Origin of the sequence: Thioclava sp. NG1 (assembly GCF_003122275.1) — a bacterium.
GTDB classification, from domain to species: Bacteria; Pseudomonadota; Alphaproteobacteria; order Rhodobacterales; family Rhodobacteraceae; genus Thioclava; species Thioclava nitratireducens.
In genome coordinates this window covers 1-22,373 of the sequence record NZ_QFBB01000004.1, presented here as the reverse complement: position 1 = coordinate 22,373, position 22,373 = coordinate 1, and the positions used below count along the sequence as shown (strand labels likewise).

Here is a 22,373-nt window from a genome sequence, read left to right as displayed (position 1 = left end):
CGCTTAGCCTTTCGCGAGTTTCTTCGACTTCTGCACCAGCATCTTGCGGCGCAGGGGCGAGAGATGATCGACATACATCTTGCCGTTGAGATGGTCGATCTGGTGCTGGACGCTCGTCGCCCAGAGCCCCACGAAATCGCGGTCCTCCATCTCGCCGTCTTCATTGAGGAAGCGCACCGTCACAGCGCGGGGCCGCTCGATCGGGGCGAAAACGCCGGGCAGGTTGGGCGAGGCCTCCTCGTGCTTGCGCATCTGCACCGACGCATGCAGCACTTCGGGGTTCGCCATCCGCACGGCCTGACCGCGCTTGTCCGACGCATCGACGACCGCAAGCCGCATCATGATGCCGATCTGCGGCGCGGCGAGGCCGACGCCGGGCATCGCGTCCATCGTCTCGACCATGTCGTCCCAGATCATCCGGACGGTTTCGGTGATCGTCTCGACCGGCTCGGCCGGGCGATGCAGGCGGCGGTCGTCATAGGGGATGAACGCGCGCGCAGCCATCAGAGGATCGGATCCTTGGCGGCGCCCGCACGGGCGCGCTCGCGCTTGAGCTTCTCCATCTTGCGGGTGATCATCTTGCGCTTCATCGGACCGAGATAGTCGATGAACAGCTTGCCGTTGAGATGGTCGAACTCGTGCTGAGCGCAGGTCGCCCAAAGCGCGTCGAACTGTTCCTCATGGCTTTGCCCGTCGAGGCCGAGCCACTTCATCCGCACCTCGGAGGGGCGCGTCACCTCGGCATATTGATCCGGGATCGAGAGGCAGCCTTCCTCGTAGACATTGGTCTCTTCCGAAGTCCAGCTGATCTCGGGATTGATCAGGACCATCGGCTCGGGGGCCGCTTCCTTGTCCTTCACGCAATCCATCACGAAGATCCGCTTCATCACGCCGACCTGCGGCCCGGCCAGGCCGATGCCGGGCGCGTCATACATGGTCGCGAGCATGTCATCGGCGAGCTTGCGGATCTCGTCGTTAACTTCGGGCACCGGCTCGCAGACCTTTTTCAGGCGCGGATCGGGATGGATCAGGATCGGTCGTAGCGTCATGGGCAGGGATTTAGGCGAAGCAATGCCTCTGTGCAATGGCGGCGGTGATTGTGCCAGTGACAAAACGCCGTTTGTAACCCGGCTTCGCTTTTGCTCAGATGCGCCCAATCCGACCAGAGAGAGGCGCAAATGAGCAAACCCGACTTCGACGAAATCATCGACCGCGTAGGCACCCATTCGCAGAAATGGGACGCGATGGAAAAGGTTTACGGCGTGTCGCCCGAAGACGGGATCGCGATGTGGGTCGCGGATATGGATTTCCGCCCGCCCGTCTGCGTTCAGCGCGCGCTCGAGGAGATGGTCGGGCAGGGCATCTATGGCTATTGGGGCGGCGAGGACGAGTACCGTGCCGCGATCCAGTGGTGGATGCGCGAACGGCACGGCTGGGAGATCGAACCGGACTGGATCTTCACGACCCATGGGCTGGTCAACGGCACGGCGCTCTGCGTCGACGCCTATACCGATCCGGGCGATGCGGTCGTTCTGATGACGCCGGTCTACCACGCCTTCGCGCGGGTCATCCGTGCGGCCGGGCGCGAGGTGCGCGAGTGCCCGCTGAAGCTGGTCGATGGTCGCTACGAGATGGATTTCGACGCCTGGGACGGGCTTATGACCGGCTCCGAGAAGATGCTCGTCCTCTGCTCGCCGCACAACCCCGGCGGCCGCGTCTGGACCCGCGCGGAACTGGAAGCCACGGCCGAGTTCGCGAAGCGCCACGGGCTGGTGCTGGTCTCGGACGAGATTCACCATGACATCGTGATGCCGGGCGAAACGCATATCCCGATGGCGAACGCCGCGCCCGATCTGCCGCTGGTGATGATGACGGCCACCACGAAGACCTTCAACATCGCGGGCACCCACACCGGAAACGTGATCATTGCGGATCCGGACCTGCGCGCCCGATTCGCAAAGCGGATGGCTGCCTTGGGGATTTCGCCCAACAGTTTCGGCATCGCGATGGCGACGGCAGCCTACAGCCCCGAGGGCGCCGCGTGGGTCGATGCGCTGAACGCCTATCTCGACGAGAACCGGCGCATCTTCGATCAGGGGATCGCAGAGATTCCAGGACTGCATTCGATGCCGCTCGAGGCGACCTATCTTGCTTGGGTCGACTTCTCCGGCACCGGAATGGAGCCCGAGGAATACCAGTCGCGCGTTCTGAAAGAAGCGAAGATCGCGGTGAATCTCGGCGCGACCTTCGGAGCCGGGGGCGAAAGGTTCCTGCGCTTCAACCTCGCCACGCCGCGGGCGCGGGTGCGCGAGGCGGTCGACCGACTGCAGGCGGCCTTCGCTGATCTGCAATGAAAAAGGGCCGGTTTTCCGGCCCTTTCCTTTGAAATCTCTAGCTCGCTCAGAGCTTCGTCAGGTAGCCCGAGAGAGTCGGCGCTTCCTGCACGAAGTCCAGCGCTGCGCGATCGCTGACCGCGGTTTCCCGCTTCACGGTGCAGATCAACTCATGCCCCTGAATCTCCGACGCCACGATCAGGCAAGTCGCGACATGGGTCTCGCCGTCGTAAAGATCGACATGACCGCGCAGATGCGTGACCTCGTCCGCGTCCAGCGCGAATCCGCCTGGAACCCGGCGCAGCACCGGCCAGATCTGGCCGCCCGCGAGAACCCGCAGGCGCGCCTTTTTCGCCGCATCGCGCTTCTGCGCGGCGCGCAGTCCTTCAAGGACCTCCTTGGGCAGGAATTCCATGACATCCTCCAACAGCTTCCCCATGCTCCATGCTGATCACACCAATGTAAAAAGCAAGTTAACCATTTAGATGATCCGATGCTGCGTCTGCGAAGAGTGCTGAAATTGCAACGGCTTGCACGGCTGACGCATCGGGTTGTCGCTCTGGGTCGCCCAAGATAGCGTTGAGGGTAACCGCGCAACCCGGAGGCTCCCATGCGTAAGGCTTTGCTCATTCTGACCCTCGCTTTCTCGCCCATGCTCACCCCCGGCTTGGCCCATGCGCAGTGCGGCGGGAGCTGGTCCCGTTTCCTGTCCGGAATTCGCAGCGATCTGCAGGCGGCTGGACTGAACGCGCAACAGGCTGATGCGTTCCTCGCCGGTGCGCGGCAGAGCCCGGCCGTGCTGCGGGCGGACCGGGCGCAAGGGGTGTTTCGCAAGACATTCCTCGAATTTGCGAGCGCGGTGATCAGCAAGAATCGGATGGTTAACGGGGCAAAGAACGCCAAGCGCTATGCGAAGACCTTCGACCGGATGGAGCAGACCTATGGCGTCTCGCGCGGGGTGCTGCTGGCGTTCTGGGCGCTCGAGACGGATTACGGCGCGGTGCAGGGCGATTTCAACACCCGCGACGCGCTTCTGACGCTGGCCCATGATTGCCGTCGGCCCGCGCTGTTCCGCCCGCAGGTGATCGCTGCGGGCAAGCTTTTCCGGCGCGGCGATTTCGATCCCCAGCGAACCACCGGTGCCTGGGCGGGAGAAATCGGGCAGGTGCAGATGCTGCCGGACGACATCCTCCGCAACGGTGTCGACGGCGATGGCGATGGGCATGTGCGCCTGAAGACGTCCGCCCCCGATGCGCTTATGTCGGGAGCGAATATGCTGCGCGATATGGGTTGGCGGCCGAACGAGCCGTGGATGCAAGAGGTCACGGTGCCTGACGATCTTGATTGGTCCAAGACCGGGCTGACGACTGAATTGCCGGTCTCCGATTGGAAGGCACGCGGGGTGCGTGCGCGGCAAGGGCAGCTTGCCAGCAGCCGGCGCGGATCGATCCTTTTGCCGATGGGGCGCAAGGGGCCCGCCTTTATCGTCTATCCGAATTTCCGCGTGCTGTTCGAGTGGAACAAGAGCTTCGTCTACGTCACCAGCGCGGCCTATTTTGCCACACGCCTTGAAGGAGCGCCGCGCCTCGATCCCGGCGCGCCGGAACCGGGACTGAGCGTGGCGCAGATGAAGCGGCTGCAGCAAAAGCTCGTTGCGAAGGGCTATGACGTGGGTGCGGTGGACGGCATCCTTGGCGCGAACACTCGTAACGCAGTCCAGACGGCGCAGGAGAAGCTCGGACTGCCTGCGGACGGTTGGCCGACGCGCGTCTTGCTCGATCGGTTGTGACCGTGTCGGGCCGAACCTTCATCCTGCCGCTCCCCCAAGTGCGAAGAAATCGAGGAAGGGGCTGAGCAGGTAGCGGATCGGCGAGACCGGCTCGGTTTGCAGGAAGACCTCTGTGGGCATCCCGGGAACCAAGAGGGAGCTTTCCTGCGTGTCGAGCTGCCCAATGTCGAAGGTGACCTGCGCTTGGTAATAGCTCTCCCCCGTCACCGGGTCGGTCAGCGTATCGGGGGAAATCCGGGTGAGCTTTCCGATCAAATCGCTGGATATTCGCCGCGACAAACCGGGGAAGCGCAGGATCGCGCTCTGGCCTGCTGCGACGCCATCGACGTTGATCGGATCGATCCTGGCATTGATAACGAGCGGCCGTCCGGTTTCGACGATCGCCATCGCCATTTCCGCCGGGCGCAGCACCGCGTGCGCGCCGCGCAGACGTACGTCGTGCACCGTGCCGTTGACCGGGGCGCGCAGGGTGCGCCGCGCCAGTTCGCGGCGCAGATGGGTCGCGCGCGCCGAGAGTTCGATGGCACGGGCGTTGCGGGACTCGAGTTGCGATTCGATTTCCTCCCGGCGTTGCGACTGCAGCCGCGACGCGGTGAGCACCACGCCGCCGCTTTGCACCGTAAGTTGCGTTTTCTGGGCGCGCAGCGCGCCGAGTTGTCGCTCCAGCGAAACCTGTTCGCGGGTGAGGGCGAGGATTTGCGCCGAGGTCGCAAGTCCACGATCCTTTAGCCGTTCGCGGAGGGACAGTTCCTTTTCGATCAATCGCTCCTCGCGTTCCAAGGCCGAGACCTGAGTGTCGATTCCGTCGCGCTGGGCGCTGATTTGCTGGATCTGCCGCGCCATATCCGCGCGTTGCTGGGCGAAAGATTGTTTGCGGGCCTCGAAAATAGCCTTCTGCCCCTCGACCAGCTTCGCGACATCTTCGCGGTGCTTGGCCGCCTCCCACAGGCTTGCCGGATAAGCGATCCTTTCGGTCCCGTCTCGTTCGGCCTGCAGACGCGCCCGCTGGGCCTGAACCGCGAATTCTGAGGCTTCCACGATAGCCAGCTCGGTGCGGATGTCATCCGCATCGAGCCGTATAAGCACTTGGCCGCGGGTGACGTGATCGCCGCTTTTGACGTAGACTTTATCGATGATCCCACCCGTCGGATGCTCGATCACGTGTCGGGAACTATCGACTTCGATGCGGCCCGAGGCTTGGATCAGTCCGGCGAGCCGCGTGAAGGTCAGCCATATGGCGCATCCGATGAACAAGGCGACGATCGCTGCGAGACCGCAGCCGATCGGAACGCAATGGAGCGAAGAGGCCTGGCGTAGGCTCTCCTGTCCTGAAGGGACGTCCGCGTCACTCACGCCGCACTGTCCGCGGCGGGCACAACACGGGATTTGGTGGCCGAGGCTATCATGCGCTTGAGCACGTCGTCGCGCGCGCCGAGCGCGCGCTGCGCACCTCGATCGAGCACAAGGATACGGTCGCATTCAGCGAGTGCCCCGGGGCTGTTGGTCATCACGATCGCCGCGCCGCCATGCGCTTTCAGATCGCTCAGCATCGCATGAAGGCCCGGCCCGGCATCACCGTTCAGCAACAGGTTGGGCTCGTCGAGAACGAGGAGTATCGGATCGTGGTAGAGCGCGCGCGAAAGCGCGACGAGCTGGCGCTGACGATCGGAAAGCGATGCTCCCTCGAACTCGATCGGCGTGTCATATCCGGCGGGCAGTTTGAGAATCATCTGGTGCGCGCCAGCACGTTTTGCGGCGGCGATGACCCGGTCCTTGTCCGGCGCTGGATCGAGCCGGGCGATATTCTCGGCTACCGTGCCGGGGAAAAAGGAGATCGATTGCGGCAGATAACCGATCAGCCGCCCGAGGTTGTCGCGGTCGTATTGGTCGAGCGGCACATCGTCGAGGCAGATCGTGCCGGCGCTGGGACGGTGGAAGTTGCACAGGCTGCGCGCGAGAACTGATTTGCCCGCACCGAGCGGACCGATCACCCCGAGCGCTTCGCCGGGTTCGAGTGAGAAGCTGATCATGTCGAGCGTCGCGCGGTCGGACGTCGCAGGGCGAATGGTGAGGCCTTCCACGGTGAGCTGGGGCTTCGGCGTGATCCATTCGGAGCCCTTTCGCTCCGGCGGGTGGGCGCCGAGAAGGGCGGCCAGCCGGTCGCGAGCAAGGCTGGCGCCCTGCCATTGCGTCCAGCCGCCCACGGCGAGTTCGACCGGCGCGAGCGCACGGCCCATCAGGATCGAGGCTGCGACCATCGCCCCGGCGCTCACCTCACCCTGCAGTACCAGGTAGGCGCCGAGGGCGAGCATCGAGGTTTGCAGGAGCAGCCGCAGGGCGCGCATCACGGCGTGGAAGCTGCCGCTGACATCCGTGGTGTGAATTGCGTTGTTCATGGATTCGTGCCGCGCCGCCTGCCAGCGCTTGAAACCGCTTTCGCGCATGCCGAGCGAAACGATGGTTTCGATCTGTCGAAGAAAGTCGTTTCCCAGGTAGCGGGCCTTGTTCTCCAGCTGCGCCGTCTCATCCAGCCGCGCGCGCGTGACGAATTGCGTCGCGAATGAAAGCAGGATCAGTGCGGCGCCCCCGGCAAAAGCCAATGCGCCGAGCCAGGGATGGAAGACGAACAGCACCCCGAGATAGAGCGGCGTCCAAGGCAGATCGAACACCGCTGCCGCGACTGGGGAGGCATAGTAACGCTGTAGAATTTCCAGATCGCGCAGGGCGTTGTTGGACGACCGCTCCTGCGTGTTGACCGTCGCGTCGACGATGGCGGCGTCGAACACGCGCCTTTCGAGGCCGCGCTGATGATCCGCGCCGATCCGGGCGAGCAGGCGGCCCCGTGCCCAATCGAGCACGCCCATCATCATGAACAGAAAGGCCACCAGCAGGAACAGGTTGATCAGCGTCGGCAGCGACCGTGCGGGCAGCACGCGGTCGTAGACCTGCAACATGAACAGGGGCCCGGCGAGAACGAGTACATTGATGAAGGCGGCGAATATCGCGACCAGTGCAAATTGCCCACGCACCCCGCGCAGCAGGCGGGCCATTTCGCGTCGGCCCTTGATGATGTTGCGTTTGATGACCGCTTCTTCGGTGTTGGAATATGGCATCGTGCCCTCCCCGAGATGGGGGCGCTGCTTGGAGCGCCGCGCATGTCGAGAGTGGTGCACGCGCGCTGAACAGGGCGTTAATTCCCGCGATCTTTTTCGTTCAATTCTATCGAACGGGTCCGGAACTCCGGAGTTCTGCGTGTCTCGCGTTGCGACAAGGCCGGATGCGCTCTATCTATTTCAGGACTGAAGCCGCAACGAAGGGGGAGCGACTTTGGCGCAGTGGATGGAACAAAGAGCTTCGGCGCGTCCGCGCGCGCTGCGGCCTGCGGTGGCTTTGATTGCGGCGCTCGCGCTGGGGATGGCCGCCTGCGCGCCTGCACCGCCCGCAACGGGTATTCACGACCCCTACGAGGCCACCAATCGCAAGACCCACGCGTTCAACAAGCAGCTTGATTCGGCGTTCTTCCGGGGCGATCCAGCCGATACGAGCCCGCCCGGTCCGCTCACGAAGACGCTTTATAACGTCGGCAGCAATCTCAGCCTTCCGGGCAAAGTGCTCAACTCGCTCCTGCAAGGGCGCCCCGAGCCGGCCGTGAAGAATACTTTCCGCTTCTTCATCAACTCGACGATCGGGCTGGGCGGCATCTTCGACCCGGCGGGGACTGATTTTTCGCTGCCCGAGACGGATACCGATTTCGGCGAGACGCTGCATGTCTGGGGCGTGGGCGAAGGAAATTACCAGGAATTGCCGATCTTCGGCCCGTCCACGACGCGCGATACGGTCGGGATGGTGGTCGATTTCGTGATCGATCCGCTGAACGCACTGCCCGACAAGGAGCGGATCGCCGCGGGAGCGCTGCGCTTCGGCGGCAAGATCGCGAAGCGCGACATGTATGGCACGACTGTCGATTCGATCCTGTACGATAGTGCCGACAGCTATGCCCAGAGTCGGCTTCTGTATCTGCAGAACCGGCGCTACGAACTCAACGGCGAGGAGGCCAGCGATGCGAATGCCTACGATCCCTACGAAGACTTACTGCCGCAGTAGGCGACATGTTCTGGGCCTCGGCGCGGCGGGTGTCGCGGCGGCCCTGTTGCCGGGGTCGGCTTTCGCGCTGACGGATGCACAGGCGCGGTCGCTGATCCAGAAAGCGGTGAACGATGTAAATGCGGCCATCGCTTCTGGTCGCACCGGTTCCGCCCTCTACGCGATGTTCGAGCGGATTTTCGCGAGATATGCCGATGTGAACGTCATCGCGCGCTCGGCGTTGGGTGTCGCGGCGCGGCAGGCGAGCCCGGCGCAGCTTTCGGCCTTCACCAAGGCGTTCCAGGGCTATCTCTCGCGCAAATACGGCAAGCGCTTCCGAGAGTTTCAGGGGGCGAAGTTCCAGATACAGGGCGCGCGTCCGGTCAAGACCTTCTACGAGGTCAAGACGCTCGCGAGCTTGCCGGGGCAGGCGCCGTTCGAGGTGCTGTGGCAGGTCTCCGATCGCTCGGGCAGCGACAAGTTCTTCAACCTGATCGTCGAAGGGGTAAACATGCTCGCCTCCGAGCGTGCGGAGATCGGTGCGATGCTCGACCGGCGCCGCGGCAATATCGACGCGATGATCGAGGACTTGAAGCGGGCCGGGTAAGCGGTTCGGGTTTCGGCCCGCCTGAGCGCCTGTCGAAAAGAAGAACGCCCGGGCCAGCGGTCCGGGCGTTCTTCTTTTTCGGGTCTGCTCGCTCAGTTGGTGCCGAAGATGTTGAGCAGCTCGTTCAGGATCGACTGAGACGGGTCGCGGCGTTGCCGTTGCGGCTGTCGCTGGGCAGGGGCTTGCCCCGCACTCTGGTTTTGGCCCTGATATTGCTGATCCGGCACCTGCCAGTCGCCCGGATGGGCCATCGGCAGCGGCTTGGGATCTTCGCCGTCGAGCACGCGCTTCATCGTCTCGTGGAAGATCTCGGCGGGCAGGCCGCCTCCGGTGGTGCCTTTCAGCGGCGAGTTGTCGTCATTGCCCATCCAGACGCCGACCACGTAGTCGGAGGTGAACCCGATGAACCAGGCATCGCGGGCGCTCTGCGTGGTGCCGGTCTTGCCCGCGATCTCGTAGCCGTCGATATTGGCGCGGCGGCCGGTGCCGTGCAGCACGACCTGGCGCATCATGTAGGTCAGCTCCTGTGCGGCTTTTTGCGAGATTACCCGCTCACCGATCCCGCCGGGTTTGCCGAAGAGCGGTTGGTCGTCGCCCTTCAGTGTCAGCGAGGTCAGGCCATAGGGTTGCACCGAGGAGCCGCCATTGAGGATTCCAGCATAGGCCCCCGTCATGTCGAGCAAGTCCGACTCCCCGACGCCGAGCGCCACCGAGGGCAGGTTCGGCAGGTCCTGCGCGAAACCGAAGCCTTCCGCGACCTTGATGACGTTCTCACGGCCAACGGCCTCGGAGACGCGCACGGTCGCGACGTTCACCGAATGCTCCAGTGCGGTCGTCAGCGTGATCGGCCCCATGTAGCTGCGCTCGTAGTTGCGCGGGCTCCAATCGGGCGAGCCGGGCATCTTCACCGTGACCGGCGCGTCATCGACCATCGAATCCGGCGTGTAGCCCAGATCTAGCGCGGTCGCGTAGACGAAGGGCTTGAATGTCGAGCCGGTCTGGCGTTGCGCCATCGTGGCGTGGTTGAACGCTCCCGAGACCTTCGTGGCCCGACCGCCAACCATGCCCCGCACGGCGCCATCCGCGCTCATCACGACGATCGCGGACTCGGCTTTTGACCCCTTCGAGACCTTGTTCTCGTAGACCGATTTCATCGCGTCTTCGGCGGCGGACTGGATGCGCTGATCGAGCGTGGTGTTGATGACCACGTCCTCGGTCGTGTCGCGCGACAGGAAGTCGGGGATGGTGTCCATCACCCAATCCGCGAAATAGCCGCCTGCGCGTTTCTGCGCCGCTTGGCTCAGCGTCGCGGGGTTGTTCTTCGCGTCCAGATATTGACGATCCGTCAGGTAGCCCTGCTCATGCATCAGGCTGAGCACGGTCGCGGCCCGCTCCTGCGAGCGCTTCAGGCTGGAGGTCGGGGCGTAGTAGCTCGGCGCTTTCAGAAGGCCCGCCAACATTGCAGCCTGCTGCGGATCGACATTCGCTGCCGAGATGCCGAAATAGCGCTCGGACGCGGCCTCGAAGCCACGCGCGCCGGCCCCGAGATAGGCGCGGTTGAGATAGATCGAGAGGATTTCGTCCTTGGAGTATTTCAGCTCCAGCGCGAAGGCGTAAGGGACTTCCTTGATCTTGCGGCGCAGACCGCCCGACCGGCAGTCGTTCTCGTAGGCGGCTTCGTTCTTCCACTTCTTCGGGTCGAACTTCACGCCGAGGCAGAGAAGCTTGGCGGTCTGCTGCGTGATGGTCGAGCCACCGTTGCCGTCGAACGGGCCGCGCCCTTCGCGCATGTTGATGGCCATCGCCGAGGCGATGCCGCGCGGCGAGATGCCGAAATGATGGTAGAAGCGGCGGTCCTCGGTCGCGACCACGGCGTCGCGCAGATAGGGGGAGACGTTCTTCGCGTCGATCTGCCCGCCGAAGGTTTCGCCGCGCCAGGCGAAGACCTTGCCCTGATCGTCGAGCATAGTGACCGAGCCGCGCGTGCGGCCGTCGAGCAGCTTCGTGTAGTCTGGCAGGGTCGAGTAGAAATACAGGGTCGCCGCGCCCACCACGAGCGCGACGATCATCGCGAGTCGCCAGCCGATTCCCCAGATCACGCGCCAGATCAGCCGCGCGAGGCCGATGATCAGGCCGGTGACCGGTCCGTGCCGCCGGGGAGGCTTGCCACCGCCGCCGCCGCCGCGGCGCGCAGTCTTGCGCGGCTTGGCGGGTTTCGATGCCTTGGGTTTCTGCTTCGAAGAAGAATAGCGCTTGTCGGCCACGAGGCGCCCGCGCCCTCCGCCTTTCTGAGTCATCTGCCTGTTCCGCTGCCTGCGTTTTAATTTCGCGCAATCTACACGGGCCGACCCGAGATGTGGACCCGCGAAAAATCACGTTTCAGATTTGCAATGTGACTAAAAATTAGGCAACGCGCACAAATTGTGCAAATTAGGGCCTGAATCCGCTGAATCTGCCACTCGGACGGAACCTCGTTTCCTTGTGCGAAAGGGGCGCAGAGGGCCTCTTATCACCGTGCGATGTCGCCAAGCGGGCATCGAAAGGGCTGAACAAGGAAGGGATGTCAGGTGAAACTCATCATTGCAGCAATCAAGCCGTTCAAGCTGGAGGAGGTGCGCGAGGCGCTCACCACCATCGGCGTACGCGGAATGATGGTGACCGAGATCAAAGGCTTCGGTGCCCAGTCGGGTCACACGGAAATCTATCGTGGCGCCGAATACGCCGTGAACTTCGTGCCGAAGGTCAAACTGGAGATCGTGGTCGCTGACGGCCTCGCCGACGAGGTGGTCGACACGATCATGAAAGCCGCGAAGACCGACAAGATCGGCGACGGCAAGATCTTTGTTCTCGATGTCGGGCAGGCGGTTCGCGTGCGCACCGGCGAAACCAATGACGACGCGCTTTAAGACGCGACAGGGGAAAGTAGGAAAATGAACAAGCTTTCGAAAATCACCGGCCTTGCGGTCGCACTGACCGCGGTGGCTCTGCCGGCGCTGGCCCAGGATGCCGCCGCGCCCGCAGCGATGGATCCGCCGGCCAACGAGATCGGCTTCATCCTGAACACCTTCATGTTCCTCGTCACCGGTTTCCTGGTGATGTGGATGGGCGCGGGCTTCTCGATGCTCGAGGCTGGCCTCGTACGCTCGAAGAACGTGACCATGCAGTCGCTCAAGAACATCGCGCTCTTCGCGATCGCGGCGATCATGTACTATCTGATCGGCTACAACCTGATGTATCCGGGCGATGGCTGGTCGATCAACGGCGTGCTCGGCGCTTTCTCGACGACCTCGCTCGAGCCTGTCGGCGTCGGCGCGGATTCGGTCGACCTGACCTACGCTTCGGTCGGTTCGGACTTCTTCTTCCAGCTGATGTTCTGCGCCACCACGGCGTCGATCGTTTCGGGCACCCTGGCCGAGCGCATCAAGCTGTGGCCGTTCCTGATCTTCACCGTGATCCTCACGGGCTTCATCTACCCGATCCAGGCTTCGTGGAAATGGGGCGGTGGCTTCCTTGACGCCGATTTCGGCTTCCTCGACTTCGCCGGCTCGACCGTCGTGCACTCGGTCGGTGGCTGGGCAGCTCTCGCTGGTGCTCTGATCCTCGGCCCGCGCATCGGCAAGTACAAGGACGGCAAGGTCCAGGCGATGCCCGGTTCGAACCTGACGCTCGCCACGCTCGGTACCTTCATTCTGTGGCTCGGCTGGTTCGGCTTCAACGGCGGTTCGCAGCTCTACATGAACACCGTGGGCAACGTCGCCGATATCTCGCGCATCTTCGCCAACACCAACACCGCAGCAGCCGGTGGCGCGATCGCTGCGCTGATCCTGACCCAGATCCTCTACAAGAAGCCGGATCTGACCATGGTTCTCAACGGCGCTCTGGCTGGCCTCGTGTCGATCACGGCCGAGCCGCTGACCCCGAGCCTCGGTGCTGCGACCATCATCGGCGCGATCGGCGGTATCATCGTGGTCCTGCTGGTTCCGATGCTCGACAAGCTGAAGATCGACGACGTCGTGGGCGCCATCCCGGTCCACCTCGGCGCGGGTATCTGGGGCACGCTGGCGGTTCCGATCACCAACCCCGACGGCACCTTCTACGGCCAGATCGTCTCGATCATCATCGTCGGCATCTTCGTCTTCGTGGTCTCGGCAATCATCTGGTTCATCCTCAAAGCCGTCATGGGCATCCGCGCCCCGGCCGAGGACGAGATGATGGGTCTCGACAAGGCGGAACTCGGCATGGAAGCCTATCCGGAGTTCGTCAACTAAGACGCCGCATCCAAGACAAAGCGAAAGGCCCGGGAGCGATCCCGGGCCTTTTTCCATTGCGTCTGATGTCGGTTTACTCGGTGACCGGAGCGCCTTGTTGCGTCTGCTGTCCGCCTCTGTTCTGGTAATCCGGCTTGCGCAGGAAGAAGACCAGCGGGATGGCCGCGAGTGTGACCCACATCATGAACTTGAAATCGTCCACGTAAGAGATCATCGCCGCCTGTTGCGTCGCGAGGTTGTTGAGCACCTCAAGCGCGGCCTCTCTCGAGATGCTGCCTGCACCGTTCATCACGCCCGAAAGGTTCTGCGGATTGATCGCAGAGACGATCTCGGCATGGTTCACCGCGATGTTGTGCGTCAGCAGCGCGGTCACGATCGAAATCCCGATGGACGAGCCGATATTGCGCAGCAGCGAGAACAGCGCCGTGCCGTCGCCGCGGTATTTGGGGTCGAGCGTGGCAAAGGCCAGCGTCGAGATCGGCACGAAGACCGAGCCCAGCCCGAAGCCCTGGATCACGCCTGAGACGATGATCCATTTCGGACCCATCTGCGGCGAGAAGGTCGACATCATGTGCAGCGAGTAGGCAGTGAAGGACAGCCCGACGACCACGAGGATGCGGAGGTCGATGACCTTCACCAGCCGCCCGATCAGCAGCATCATGATCATCGCCCCGACCCCGCGCGGGGACATCACCAAGCCCGTCGTCAGCGTCGGATAGCCGAAGATATTCGACAGCATCGGCGGCAGCAGCGCCAGCGAGGCGAGCAGGATGATCCCGATCACGAAGATGAACAGCAGCCCCATCGAGAGGTTGCGGTCGAGGAACATCTTCGGTTCGAGGAAGGGCTTTTTCGCGCTGAGAATCCAGACGATGAAGACCCAGAACCCGCTGATCGCTAGCGCCGCCTCGATCCAGATTTCGCGCGAGGCGAACCAGTCGAGATCGGAGCCCCGGTCGAGCATCATCTGCAGCGCGCCGATCGCCACCGCCAGCGCCGCGAAGCCGAAGAAGTCGAAGCCGATCTTCTTCTTGGGCGTTTCGGGCAGGAAGAAGAGCGACCCCGCGATGGCGATCATGCCAAGCGGCACGTTGATGTAGAATACCCAGCGCCAATTGATCACCTCGGTCAGGTAACCGCCGAGCGTCGGGCCGATGATCGGGCCGAGCATGATGCCCGCACCGAACATCGCCATCGCCTGACCGTGCTTCTCGCGCGGGTTGATGTCGAGCATGAAGTTCTGCGCGAGCGGCACGATGGCCGCACCGAACACGCCCTGCATGAGGCGGAAGATCACCATCACGTCGAGCGACCACGCGATCCCGCAGAGCATCGAGAAGACCACGAAGCCGATCACCGCGACCATGAAGATCTCGCGCCGCCCGAAGCGATTGGCGAGCCAGCCCGACAGCGGCGTCACGATGGCCGCGGCCACGATATAGGAGGTCAGCACCCAGTTGATCGTGTCGCGCGACGCGCCGAGATCGGCGCGCATGTCGGGCAGGGCCACGTTCGCGATGGTGGTATCGAGCACCTGCATGATCACCGCCAGCATCAGCGACGCCATGATCAGCGCGCGATGCGGGACGTTATGCGGGTCGATTCCCTTGGGTTCCTTTTCGGCGGCGTCAGCCATGGCTTACTGCCCCTGTTCGGTCGTGCCCGCCACGGCGGCCGAGCTGTTGGCCTTGTCGAGGATACGCTTGTAGCGCGGCTGCGAGGCGGTATCGACGGTGACGCTGGCCGAGAGACCCGCGCGCAGGCCATCGAGGTTCGCGCCATCGTCGAGCCGCAGGCGCACCGGCACGCGTTGCGTCACTTTCACCCAGTTGCCGGTCGCGTTCTGCGCCGGAAGGATCGAGAACTCCGCCCCGGTGCCTGCGCCGACGGCCTCGACCGTCGCGTGATATTCGCGATCGGGGAAAGCGTCGAATTCGACGGTGGCCGACTGGCCCTCTTGCATGTGGGTCAGCGCGGTTTCCTTGAAGTTCGCGATCACCCAGACATCGCTGGTGTCGACCAGCGTGAAGAGGCTTGTCCCCGCGCCGACCATCTCGCCCGCCTTGAAGGAGGCTGCCTGATAGATGATGCCGTCGGTGGGCGCATCGACCTCGGTCTGCGAGAGATTGTATTTGGCATCGTTCACCGCCACGATCGCCGATTTCACCGAGGGGTGTTCGTCGACCGGGATCTCGGGATTGCCGTCGAGGGCGACCTTGGCTGAGGCCACCTTCTGCTTGGCGGCGGCCAGCGTGTTCTGCGCGGCTTGCGTGGCCGTGCGCTGCTGGTCGAGCGCCTGCTGCGTGGTGGTGCCGGATTTGATCAGCTTCTCCTGACGGGCGAGCTGTTTCTCCTGATAGGCGGCATTGTCGGCGGCCTGTTTCTCGTCGGCGAGCGCTGCCTTGTAGGAGGCGCGCAGCTGCTCGACCTGCAGGCGGGCTTGCGAGAGCGCGGCCTGCGCCTTGGCCAGTGCCAGCTCGTAGGGTTTCTTGTCGATCTGGAACAGCGGCGCGCCTTTCTCGACGTGCTCGTTGTCATGCACGAACACCTCGGTCACGCGGCCCGAGATCTGCGAGGCTACCGGGATTCGCGCCATCTGATAATTGGCGTTGGCGGTGCTTTGCGAGCCACCGGCGCTGAGCCAGTACCACGCGCCACCCAGTACGATCAGGGCGGGCACGAGAATGAGGAGCCAGAATTTCGGCCCCTTCTTCTGTTTCTGTTTCGATTGGGTTTCCGCGCTCTCGGCGGTCGGGTTCTGGTCACTCATGATGTGTCTCTGACGTGGAGGAGGTGTCTTCGGAGAGGTTACGGATGATCTGGCGCAGGGTGTTCAATGCGGTCGCGATTTCGTCATCGCTCAACCCGGCCAGCGCCTGTTCATAGATGTCGTCCGCGATCGAGCGCGCATCCTCAAAGGCGTTGCGCGCCTTGACCGAAGGGTGCACGAGCTTGACGCGGCGATCATTCGGATCAGCTTTGCGGCAGACCCAGTCGGCTTCTTCCATGCGGTCGACGAGGCGCGAGACCGAAATCGGTTCGATCTCGAGCAGCTCGGCCAGCCGGGCCTGCGCCAGCGCGCCTTCCTTCTTGAGGTAGACGAGCAGCCGCCACTGCGCGGTGGTCAGGCCGAATTCGTTGGCGCGTGCCTCGAAGCGACGGCGGATCAACCGCGTCGCGTCGTGCAGGAGAAAACCTAGGCTCTGATCGGGCATCCGGAGCTCCGTTGAAATTAAAGTAAGCCTCTATATTATGAGCCTGCTTATTATTTCAAGGGCGCAAGGCGGAAAATTCCGCTAAGAAAAACGGCGACCCGAAGGGGCCGCCGTTTTGAATTTCTATTCTGTGGTAGGTGCTTAGACGCCTGCGTCGATCAGTGCGCGGGCCAGCAGCGGCACGCTGTTCTTGTTCAGCCCCGCGATGTTGATCCGCGAGTCGCCGACCATGTAGATCGCGTTGCCTTCCTTCATCGCGGCGACCTGCTCGGGCGTGGCGCCAAGGCGCGAGAACATGCCGCGATGCTCTGCCACGAAGTCGAAGCGGTCCGAGTTCGACAGCTTGCGCAACTCGTCCGCGAGTTGCTGGCGCAGTTCCAGCATGCCGGTGCGGACATCTTCCAGCTCGGCTTCCCAATCGGCGCGCAGTTCGGGATCGGTGAGCACGCGGGTGACCAGCGCCTGCCCGTGATAGGGCGGGAAGGAGTAGGTCTGACGGTTGAGATAGGCGAGGTTGCCCTGCACGGTCTTCTTAGTCTCTTCCGAGCCCAGAACCATCAGGCAGCCGGTGCGCTCGCGATAGATGCCGAAGTTCTTCGAGCACGACGCCGCAATCAGCACTTCCGGCAGACGCTCGGCGATCAGGCGGGTGCCAGCGGCGTCCGCTTCCAGACCGTCCCCGAAGCCCTGATAGGCGAGGTCGATCATCGGCACGGCGCCGGTTTCCTGAAGCAGATCGGCGACCTTGCCCCATTGCTCGAGCGTCAGGTTCGCCCCGGTCGGGTTGTGGCAGCAGCCGTGCAGCAGCACGATGTCGCCTTCCTTGGCGCCCTTCAGGTCTTCAATCATCGCGTCGAAATCGACCGAGCGCGTCTCGGAATCGAAGTAGCGATAGGTGGTGAAGTCCTGATCCATGAATTTCAGGATCGAGAGGTGGTTCGGCCAGGTCGGATCGGAGACCCAGATTTTTGTGCCGGGGTTCGCCATCCGTGCGAGCTCGAAGCCCATGCGGCAGGCGCCGGTGCCGCCCACGGTCGACAGGCAGGCCAGACGGTCGGCCGGATAGCCCTTGCCCAGAACCATCTCGGCCATCGCCGCGTGGAATTCCGGCTGGCCGGCGAGGCCCGCGTATTTCTTGGTGGTCTCGTTTTCCCAGACCTGCTTTTCCGCCCTGTGGACGGCGCGCATGATCGGGGTTTCACCTTCGGCGTTCTTGTAGACGCCCACGCCGAGATCGACCTTCTGGTCGCGCTCATCGGCGCGGTATTCTTCCATCAGCGCGAGGATCTTGTCCGGCGCCTGCGGCTTGAGATTGTTCAGCATCATGCTTCTCCCGTTGCGACCTTGAGGTCGTTATACATGCCCCATTCCGACCAGGACCCGTCATAGAGCGACCAGTCCGACTTGCCGATGATCTCCAGCGCGAGCGCGAGAATCGCGGCGCTGACGCCGGAGCCGCAGGTCGTGATCGCGGGCTTCGACAGGTCGACGCCGGCGGCCTCGAACAGGGCCTTGATCTCGTCGGGGGATTTGAAGGTGCCCTCGGGGGTCAGCAGTTCGCCGAAGGGCAGGTTGCGCGAGCCGGGGATGTGACCCGAACGCAGTCCCGGGCGCGGCTCGGTGCCGTTGCCGAGGAAGCGATCGCTCGGACGCGCGTCGATGATCTCGTGATCGCCAAGCTTGCTGGCATGAGCGACCTGGGTGACGTCCTTCACCAGACCGGACTGGCGCTGCACCGTCATGTGACGGTCGCGGACCATCGGCGGCATGTCTTCAAGCGGGCGGCCTTCGGCCTCCCATTTCGGCAGGCCGCCATCAAGCACGGCCACATCCGTCTTGCCCATCAGGCGGAAGGTCCACCAGACGCGCGGCGCGGAGAAGACGGAGTGCTGGTCGTAGATCACGACCTGATGGCCGTCGCCCACGCCCATCGCGCGCATCCGCGAGATGAACTTCTCGGGCGGCGGCGCCATATGCGGCAGGTCCGAGCGGTTGTCGGAGATTTCGTCGATGTCGAAGAAACGCGCGCCGGGGATATGCTTGGCCTCGTAGGTCGCCTTTGCATCTCGCTCCATCTGCGGCAGGAACCACGACGCGTCCAGAATGCGCAGGTCGGGATCCTTCAGATGGGCTGCGAGCCAATCCGTCGATACGAGCGTTTTCGGGTCATCCATCGTCATGCGCCTCTTTTGCCGGTCGGGATTGCTTAGACTCAGCGGTGCGCAAGACGCAAGGGCAGGGCGGGCAAATCCGCCCTGTGTCCCTAGTAATTCTGCTTGAGAAGGCGTTGTTTCTGGCGGTTCCAGTCGCGTTTCGCCTCTGTTTCGCGCTTATCGGCCTGTTTCTTGCCCTTCGCGATCCCGATCAGGATCTTCGCGATGCCCTTCTCGTTGAAGTACATCTTCAGCGGCACGATGGTCATCCCCTCGCGCTGGGTCGCATTCCAAAGACGTGAAAGTTCGCGCTTCGACACGAGCAGTTTGCGCTTGCGGCGCTCCTCGTGGCCGAAATGCGAGGCCTGGTTCAGGCTCGCGATATAGGAGTTGATCAGCCACAATTCGCCATCCTCGACGGAGGCATAGCTTTCCGCGATGTTCGTCTGCCCGACGCGCATCGATTTCACCTCGGAGCCTTGCAGCACGATGCCCGCCTCCAGCGTATCCTGGACGGCGTAGTGATAACGGGCCTGCCGGTTCTCGGCGATCAGCTTGGAATTGGGGTCTGAATGCTTTGCCATGGTCGCATCGAGATAGGGCAGGCAAGCGGCTGTGTCCAGTGCGGCACCGCTGCGCTTGACGTGGGTGCGGCGGCGCGAAATAGCTAGGGCAGGAGGAGACGCCCATGACCATTCAGATCGCGATCGGTTCGGTGATGATGCTCTTGACCGTATGCATCGCCGCGCTCAGCGCGTGGGCGATCGAGGCGACGTTCTCGCGGCTTCACTGGTGGATGCTGCGCGAGCCGCACCGCCCGAAACTGATGCTGATGGTTGTCGTCGCCGCGCTCTGGGCCTTGGCAATGGTGACGGCCGGTGTCTGGCTCTGGGCTTTCTGCTTCCGCCTCCTCGGCGTGTTCCACACGATGGAGCAGTCGGTCTATTTCTCGCTCGTGAGTTTTACAACGCTGGGCTATGGCGACATTCTGCTGACCCATCAATGGCGCATCCTTGGCGGGATGGCCGCGGCGAACGGGCTGCTGAACGTGGGGCTTCTGACCGCGCTGCTGGTCGAGGTGATCCGCCATGTCCGCAAGAGCCAACTGGAGGCGCGGGCCGAGCGAGGCGCGAGTTGAGCGGAGCGCTCGCGCGCGCGAGTGCGCACGCGAACTATATATATCAGTATATATATCAGTCAGTCGAGATATCGGTCAGTCGAGCATCAGCGCATCTTTGACGATCCCGGTCAGAAGATCGGTCACCGGTTGCATTGATTCCTGCTCGTAGGAGCGGAAGCCGACGGTCACGTGATCGGTGTCCTCGGGGGTCTGGTAGACGAAGATCGTGTAGGGGCAGAACTGAAAGTTGGTGATGTCCGCCTCCATGACCTCGCGCGAGGTCTGCGCCGAGCAGAAGGAGAAGACGTCCGCGCCGGTGAACAGCGTCTTGGTGCCGCCCACGGCGTCTTTCGTGCGTTCCAGCATATCACCGGTATGGCTGACGTGATCGACCACGAGCCCCGCCCCGATAATCGCGTTCTGCACCGCGAAGGTGACGTTGTCGAACGTGTCTTCGGTGGTCCAGGTGTGGGCTTCCTGAGCCGTTGCCGCGCTCGCGCCCACGGTGATGACCGCCGCGAGTGCGGCGCCGATGAAGCGTTTCATCTCTCTCTCCCTTGTCTCCCGATCGGGCGCCTTGGCGGCGCCCGTTGATCCAGTCTCGATAGTGGCGCGTATTTTTATACGTGCCTAGAGGTAACAATGTCGCTGTAAGTTCCGAAGTGTAAGCGACGGGCACCGCTCCATATGTAGGGGCAGAGAGGAGATTTCCATGCGCAAGACGAGACCGACCGACCCGAGCTGGGCCGATGTGACTCCCAAGGCCGACTTCCTGAACCGCCGCCAGATCATGGCGGGTGCCGGGGCAATGGCACTTGGTTCGATCGCCGGACCGAGCTTTGCCAGCATCGACGCGAAACCGTCGAAATTCTCGACCGACGCCAAGCCGAACACCCTCAAGGAGATCACCTCCTACAACAATTTCTACGAGTTCGGCTGGGACAAGTCCGACCCCGCGCAGTATGCGGGTCAGCTGGTGACAGACCCGTGGTCGATCGAGATCGACGGCATGGTCGACAAGCCCGGCTCCTATCCGCTCGACGATATCCTCAAGCCCGTGACGCTCGAACAGCGCATCTACCGCTTCCGCTGCGTCGAGGCATGGTCGATGGTCGTGCCTTGGATCGGGTTCGAGCTTTCGAACCTGCTGAACCGCGTCGGCGTGCAGCCGTCCGCGAAATACGTGGCCTTCCAGACGCTCTACCGTCCCGAGCAGATGCCGGGCCAGAAACAGGGCGGCATCGACTGGCCCTATGTCGAAGGCCTGCGCATCGACGAGGCGATGAACCCGCTGACAATTCTGGCGACCGGCCTCTATGACGAAGAGATGCCAAACCAGAACGGCGCGCCGATCCGTCTGATCGTGCCGTGGAAATACGGGTTCAAGTCGATCAAGAGCATCGTGAAGATTTCGCTCACGGATAAGCAACCGCCGACGACCTGGAACAAGTTGCAGCCGCGCGAATACGGCTTCTATGCCAATGTGAACCCGAAGGTGGATCACCCGCGTTGGTCGCAGGCCACCGAACGGCGCGTGGGCGCGGGTCTCTTTGCAGGCCGTCAGGAGACGCTGATGTTCAACGGCTACGGCGAAGAGGTCGCGCAGCTCTACAAGGGCATGGACCTCGCGAAGTACTATTGATGAACAGCGCAACGCTCTCCGCCCCGATCAACACCGCGCTGCGTCGCGTGCCCAGCTGGTTGGTCTATCTCGCCGGGCTGATCCCGCTGGCATGGGTGGTCTGGCTGACACTAACCGGCGGCATCGGTGTCGATCCCGTGAAAGGGATCGAGCATCGTCTGGGCAAGATCGCCTTGTGGTTCCTGATCGGCGGGCTGGCGATCACGCCCGCGCGCCGGTTCCTCGGTCTCAACCTGATCAAGTATCGCCGTGCGATTGGCTTGCTGGCCTTCTTCTACGTGGCGCTGCACCTGATCGCCTGGGCGGTGCTGGATATGGGCATGCTCTGGGGGCAGGCGGCGCGCGATCTGATCAAGCGCCCCTACCTCTTCTTCGGCATCTCCGCCTTCGTGCTGCTGATCCCGCTGGCGATCACTTCGAACAACGCTTCGGTCCGCAAGCTGGGCAAGACGTGGCGGCGGATTCACATGCTGGTCTATCCGGCCGTCGCGCTGGGTGTGATCCACTACCTCTGGCAGATGAAGGTCATCTCTAATGAGGGTTGGCTCTGGCTCGGGGTGTTTGCCGTCCTCATGGCTGTCCGATTTCGTTCATTTCGTTGGTGACTCGGTTTGGTTTGCGGGGTGCCCTTGGGGCATGCCTGGCAGGAGGTTTCGCGTGGGTGGGTGATTTGCGCAAGATTCTTCCCTGCGCTGTTTTGGCGTGAGCTGGGTGCATTTGCGGTAGTGTAGAAAGTGTAGATATTTCAGTGTGTTGAGTGATTTGTCGGAGAAAAGCGAAAGTTTTTTGAAAAAGGCACTTGCGACTCCCCGGTGTGATCCGTAAATACCGCCTCACCGAAGCGGAACACACCGCAACGGGGCGCCGGAAAGGCTCGCAAGGGACTGACGGCGAAGGAAATTTTGGAGATACGGTTGGCAGGTAGCGCCCCAAGGGATTGAGGCGATGCCGGTTGATTTTGTCTCCGCGCTCTTTGACATTGATAGATATCTGAAGAGATATGCGGGCGGTTTGGTCGACGATCGATGCGGACCGGAGCATATCGGCTCTCTAGCTTATGCGATGATGAGAGTGTCAGCTTCACTGTTTGGCGGCTCTGGTAATACTGGAGACGACAAGCAGATGTGACGATCCCCTTCCTGGGGGATCGCAGATATGTGCAA

General features: G+C 62.9%; 22 protein-coding genes. 9 read left to right on the top strand and 13 right to left on the bottom strand.

Annotated elements, in window-relative coordinates:
- Nucleotides 1–3: 3 nt before the first annotated feature.
- Both def (DEM26_RS08270) and def (DEM26_RS08265) read right to left on the bottom strand, forming a co-directional pair.
- Complete coding sequence (gene def, locus DEM26_RS08270; protein ID WP_075775429.1) at nt 4–504, bottom strand: peptide deformylase; 501 nt, start codon at nt 502–504, stop codon at nt 4–6.
- On the bottom strand, nt 504–1,049 hold the full coding sequence (gene def / locus DEM26_RS08265) for a peptide deformylase (protein ID WP_075775430.1): 546 nt from the start codon (nt 1,047–1,049) through the stop codon (nt 504–506). The genes def (DEM26_RS08270) and def (DEM26_RS08265) overlap by 1 nt, the downstream gene beginning before the upstream one ends.
- Nucleotides 1,050–1,178: 129 nt before the next feature.
- Between def (DEM26_RS08265) and DEM26_RS08260 the strand changes: the two genes are divergently transcribed.
- On the top strand, nt 1,179–2,354 hold the full coding sequence (locus DEM26_RS08260; RefSeq protein WP_088723086.1) for a MalY/PatB family protein: 1,176 nt from the start codon (nt 1,179–1,181) through the stop codon (nt 2,352–2,354).
- 46 nt (nt 2,355–2,400) lie between these two features.
- Here the strand turns inward: DEM26_RS08260 and DEM26_RS08255 are convergent, their stop codons facing one another.
- Nucleotides 2,401–2,772 carry a hypothetical protein gene (locus tag DEM26_RS08255; protein ID WP_075775432.1) on the bottom strand — a complete coding sequence of 124 codons (372 nt, stop codon included), beginning with the start codon at nt 2,770–2,772 and terminating at the stop codon, nt 2,401–2,403.
- 171 nt (nt 2,773–2,943) lie between these two features.
- On the opposite strand from DEM26_RS08255, the gene DEM26_RS08250 reads away from it, so the two are divergent.
- Nucleotides 2,944–4,122, top strand: coding sequence for a lytic murein transglycosylase (locus DEM26_RS08250; RefSeq protein WP_109172147.1), 1,179 nt, complete (start codon nt 2,944–2,946; stop codon nt 4,120–4,122).
- Nucleotides 4,123–4,140: 18 nt separating this feature from the next.
- On the opposite strand, the gene DEM26_RS08245 is transcribed toward DEM26_RS08250, so the two are convergent.
- Together DEM26_RS08245 and DEM26_RS08240 are read right to left on the bottom strand one after the other, a co-directional pair.
- Nucleotides 4,141–5,475, bottom strand: a complete 1,335-nt coding sequence (locus DEM26_RS08245; RefSeq protein WP_158275100.1) for an HlyD family type I secretion periplasmic adaptor subunit — start codon at nt 5,473–5,475, stop codon at nt 4,141–4,143.
- Nucleotides 5,472–7,235 carry a type I secretion system permease/ATPase gene (locus DEM26_RS08240; RefSeq protein ID WP_109172145.1) on the bottom strand — a complete coding sequence of 588 codons (1,764 nt, stop codon included), beginning with the start codon at nt 7,233–7,235 and terminating at the stop codon, nt 5,472–5,474. The genes DEM26_RS08245 and DEM26_RS08240 overlap by 4 nt, the downstream gene beginning before the upstream one ends.
- A 226-nt stretch (nt 7,236–7,461) precedes the next feature.
- On the opposite strand from DEM26_RS08240, the gene DEM26_RS08235 reads away from it, so the two are divergent.
- Nucleotides 7,462–8,226: an MlaA family lipoprotein gene (locus DEM26_RS08235; protein WP_075775467.1), complete on the top strand. Its 765-nt coding sequence runs from the start codon at nt 7,462–7,464 to the stop codon at nt 8,224–8,226.
- Nucleotides 8,189–8,812 (top strand): MlaC/ttg2D family ABC transporter substrate-binding protein, encoded by a 624-nt coding sequence (locus DEM26_RS08230; RefSeq protein ID WP_075775436.1) that lies wholly within the window; start codon nt 8,189–8,191, stop codon nt 8,810–8,812. Before DEM26_RS08235 ends, DEM26_RS08230 begins: the two co-directional genes overlap by 38 nt.
- A gap of 92 nt (nt 8,813–8,904) precedes the next feature.
- Here DEM26_RS08230 and DEM26_RS08225 read toward each other — a convergent pair whose 3' ends face one another.
- On the bottom strand, nt 8,905–11,109 hold the full coding sequence (locus DEM26_RS08225; protein WP_109172144.1) for a transglycosylase domain-containing protein: 2,205 nt from the start codon (nt 11,107–11,109) through the stop codon (nt 8,905–8,907).
- A gap of 270 nt (nt 11,110–11,379) precedes the next feature.
- Here DEM26_RS08225 and DEM26_RS08220 point away from each other — a divergent pair, with 270 nt between their 5' ends.
- Together DEM26_RS08220 and DEM26_RS08215 are read left to right on the top strand one after the other, a co-directional pair.
- On the top strand, nt 11,380–11,718 hold the full coding sequence (locus tag DEM26_RS08220; RefSeq protein ID WP_075775438.1) for a P-II family nitrogen regulator: 339 nt from the start codon (nt 11,380–11,382) through the stop codon (nt 11,716–11,718).
- Between the two features lie 24 nt (nt 11,719–11,742).
- Nucleotides 11,743–13,080: an ammonium transporter gene (locus DEM26_RS08215; protein ID WP_088719786.1), complete on the top strand. Its 1,338-nt coding sequence runs from the start codon at nt 11,743–11,745 to the stop codon at nt 13,078–13,080.
- A 73-nt stretch (nt 13,081–13,153) separates the two neighbouring features.
- Here the strand turns inward: DEM26_RS08215 and DEM26_RS08210 are convergent, their stop codons facing one another.
- The 6 genes from DEM26_RS08210 to smpB all read right to left on the bottom strand — a co-directional run bounded on the left by DEM26_RS08210 (nt 13,154) and on the right by smpB (nt 19,032).
- Nucleotides 13,154–14,716 carry a DHA2 family efflux MFS transporter permease subunit gene (locus tag DEM26_RS08210; RefSeq protein WP_088719785.1) on the bottom strand — a complete coding sequence of 521 codons (1,563 nt, stop codon included), beginning with the start codon at nt 14,714–14,716 and terminating at the stop codon, nt 13,154–13,156.
- 3 nt (nt 14,717–14,719) lie between these two features.
- Nucleotides 14,720–15,850, bottom strand: a complete 1,131-nt coding sequence (locus tag DEM26_RS08205; RefSeq protein WP_075775441.1) for an HlyD family secretion protein — start codon at nt 15,848–15,850, stop codon at nt 14,720–14,722.
- On the bottom strand, nt 15,843–16,295 hold the full coding sequence (locus tag DEM26_RS08200; RefSeq protein ID WP_075775442.1) for a MarR family winged helix-turn-helix transcriptional regulator: 453 nt from the start codon (nt 16,293–16,295) through the stop codon (nt 15,843–15,845). The genes DEM26_RS08205 and DEM26_RS08200 overlap by 8 nt, the downstream gene beginning before the upstream one ends.
- 141 nt (nt 16,296–16,436) lie before the next feature.
- Complete coding sequence (locus DEM26_RS08195; RefSeq protein WP_109172143.1) at nt 16,437–17,618, bottom strand: amino acid aminotransferase; 1,182 nt, start codon at nt 17,616–17,618, stop codon at nt 16,437–16,439.
- Nucleotides 17,618–18,469 carry a 3-mercaptopyruvate sulfurtransferase gene (gene sseA / locus DEM26_RS08190; protein WP_168174892.1) on the bottom strand — a complete coding sequence of 284 codons (852 nt, stop codon included), beginning with the start codon at nt 18,467–18,469 and terminating at the stop codon, nt 17,618–17,620. Before sseA ends, DEM26_RS08195 begins: the two co-directional genes overlap by 1 nt.
- An 89-nt stretch (nt 18,470–18,558) precedes the next feature.
- Nucleotides 18,559–19,032 carry an SsrA-binding protein SmpB gene (gene smpB, locus DEM26_RS08185; protein WP_075775444.1) on the bottom strand — a complete coding sequence of 158 codons (474 nt, stop codon included), beginning with the start codon at nt 19,030–19,032 and terminating at the stop codon, nt 18,559–18,561.
- A gap of 104 nt (nt 19,033–19,136) precedes the next feature.
- On the opposite strand from smpB, the gene DEM26_RS08180 reads away from it, so the two are divergent.
- Nucleotides 19,137–19,586 carry an ion channel gene (locus DEM26_RS08180; RefSeq protein ID WP_088723076.1) on the top strand — a complete coding sequence of 150 codons (450 nt, stop codon included), beginning with the start codon at nt 19,137–19,139 and terminating at the stop codon, nt 19,584–19,586.
- Nucleotides 19,587–19,661: 75 nt separating this feature from the next.
- Here the strand turns inward: DEM26_RS08180 and DEM26_RS08175 are convergent, their stop codons facing one another.
- Nucleotides 19,662–20,114: a DUF302 domain-containing protein gene (locus DEM26_RS08175; RefSeq protein WP_075775446.1), complete on the bottom strand. Its 453-nt coding sequence runs from the start codon at nt 20,112–20,114 to the stop codon at nt 19,662–19,664.
- A 166-nt stretch (nt 20,115–20,280) separates the two neighbouring features.
- On the opposite strand from DEM26_RS08175, the gene msrP reads away from it, so the two are divergent.
- Together msrP and msrQ are read left to right on the top strand one after the other, a co-directional pair.
- Nucleotides 20,281–21,210, top strand: coding sequence for a protein-methionine-sulfoxide reductase catalytic subunit MsrP (gene msrP / locus DEM26_RS08170; RefSeq protein ID WP_088725160.1), 930 nt, complete (start codon nt 20,281–20,283; stop codon nt 21,208–21,210).
- Entirely contained in the window at nt 21,210–21,815 is a 606-nt protein-coding gene (msrQ, locus tag DEM26_RS08165) for a protein-methionine-sulfoxide reductase heme-binding subunit MsrQ (protein ID WP_088719781.1), read from the top strand. Before msrP ends, msrQ begins: the two co-directional genes overlap by 1 nt.
- Nucleotides 21,816–22,373: the final 558 nt, after the last annotated feature.

Coding starts and splice junctions, on each gene's coding strand:
- def (WP_075775430.1), bottom strand. CDS start 1,049: ATGACGCTACGACCGATCCTGATCCATCCCGATCCGCGCCTGAAAAAG.
- DEM26_RS08255 (WP_075775432.1), bottom strand. CDS start 2,772: ATGGGGAAGCTGTTGGAGGATGTCATGGAATTCCTGCCCAAGGAGGTC.
- DEM26_RS08260 (WP_088723086.1), top strand. CDS start 1,179: ATGAGCAAACCCGACTTCGACGAAATCATCGACCGCGTAGGCACCCAT.
- msrQ (WP_088719781.1), top strand. CDS start 21,210: ATGAACAGCGCAACGCTCTCCGCCCCGATCAACACCGCGCTGCGTCGC.
- DEM26_RS08195 (WP_109172143.1), bottom strand. CDS start 17,618: ATGCTGAACAATCTCAAGCCGCAGGCGCCGGACAAGATCCTCGCGCTG.
- DEM26_RS08235 (WP_075775467.1), top strand. CDS start 7,462: ATGGAACAAAGAGCTTCGGCGCGTCCGCGCGCGCTGCGGCCTGCGGTG.
- msrP (WP_088725160.1), top strand. CDS start 20,281: ATGCGCAAGACGAGACCGACCGACCCGAGCTGGGCCGATGTGACTCCC.
- DEM26_RS08200 (WP_075775442.1), bottom strand. CDS start 16,295: ATGCCCGATCAGAGCCTAGGTTTTCTCCTGCACGACGCGACGCGGTTG.
- def (WP_075775429.1), bottom strand. CDS start 504: ATGGCTGCGCGCGCGTTCATCCCCTATGACGACCGCCGCCTGCATCGC.
- sseA (WP_168174892.1), bottom strand. CDS start 18,469: ATGGATGACCCGAAAACGCTCGTATCGACGGATTGGCTCGCAGCCCAT.
- DEM26_RS08180 (WP_088723076.1), top strand. CDS start 19,137: ATGACCATTCAGATCGCGATCGGTTCGGTGATGATGCTCTTGACCGTA.
- DEM26_RS08205 (WP_075775441.1), bottom strand. CDS start 15,850: ATGAGTGACCAGAACCCGACCGCCGAGAGCGCGGAAACCCAATCGAAA.
- DEM26_RS08210 (WP_088719785.1), bottom strand. CDS start 14,716: ATGGCTGACGCCGCCGAAAAGGAACCCAAGGGAATCGACCCGCATAAC.
- DEM26_RS08215 (WP_088719786.1), top strand. CDS start 11,743: ATGAACAAGCTTTCGAAAATCACCGGCCTTGCGGTCGCACTGACCGCG.
- smpB (WP_075775444.1), bottom strand. CDS start 19,032: ATGGCAAAGCATTCAGACCCCAATTCCAAGCTGATCGCCGAGAACCGG.
- DEM26_RS08240 (WP_109172145.1), bottom strand. CDS start 7,235: ATGCCATATTCCAACACCGAAGAAGCGGTCATCAAACGCAACATCATC.
- DEM26_RS08175 (WP_075775446.1), bottom strand. CDS start 20,114: ATGAAACGCTTCATCGGCGCCGCACTCGCGGCGGTCATCACCGTGGGC.
- DEM26_RS08230 (WP_075775436.1), top strand. CDS start 8,189: ATGCCTACGATCCCTACGAAGACTTACTGCCGCAGTAGGCGACATGTT.
- DEM26_RS08250 (WP_109172147.1), top strand. CDS start 2,944: ATGCGTAAGGCTTTGCTCATTCTGACCCTCGCTTTCTCGCCCATGCTC.
- DEM26_RS08225 (WP_109172144.1), bottom strand. CDS start 11,109: ATGACTCAGAAAGGCGGAGGGCGCGGGCGCCTCGTGGCCGACAAGCGC.